This is a genomic window from Catenulispora pinisilvae (genome assembly GCF_015356865.1).
Taxonomy (GTDB): domain Bacteria; phylum Actinomycetota; class Actinomycetes; order Streptomycetales; family Catenulisporaceae; genus Catenulispora; species Catenulispora pinisilvae.
This window is the reverse complement of sequence record NZ_JAAFZA010000567.1, coordinates 1-627: the sequence shown is the minus strand read 5'-3', so window position 1 is coordinate 627 and position 627 is coordinate 1. Positions and strand designations below refer to the sequence as shown.

Genomic DNA, 627 nt, shown 5'->3' with positions numbered 1-627 from the left:
CGACCCACCCGAGCGCCTGATCGCCCGCCCCCCACACGCCTGGGTCTTCCAACGCCTCGACGTGTGAATGTCCGCGGATTGCCCGTCTTAAGCAACTCTTAAGGTTCCAAAGACGTCCTCCCTCAGTAGTGAAACCAGGTTGGGCTCCGGGGGCCCACCGGACCGAACTGAGGCATAGGCGTGACGTACGAGGACCAGGACCTGCCCATAGGCTGCGGCTGCGAAGACCACGATCTACCACCGAACCCAGCCTCGCTACCACCGGACCCGGGCTCGCCGCTCCCGGGCCCGGGCTCGCTGACACCGAACCCGGGCTTGCTGCTCCCGGCCCCGGGCTCGCTGACACCGCTCCCGGCCCCGGGCTCGCTGACACCGCTCCCGGCCCCGGGCTCGGCGCACGCCTCCCGCCGCCGCTTCCTCCGCACCGCAGCAGGCCTCGCCATAGCGGCACCCACCATGCTGGCCGCAGCCTGCGGCTCGGGCAGCTCCTTCGCCGCGAAGCAGAACACCGGCGCCGCCCCACCCCCCACCTCCGGCACGCAGCCCTCCAGCGCGCCCACCGGAACTCCCAGCGCGCCATCGACCACCAGCACCGGCCTGCCCGGCCCCGAGACCGCAGACGCGGCC

General features: G+C 72.4%; 1 pseudogene. It reads left to right on the top strand.

Annotation, left to right across the window (positions count from 1 at the left end):
• Positions 1-180: 180 nt before the first annotated feature.
• Positions 181-627: pseudogene (locus IZR01_RS49450) on the top strand (hypothetical protein); the annotation flags it as partial.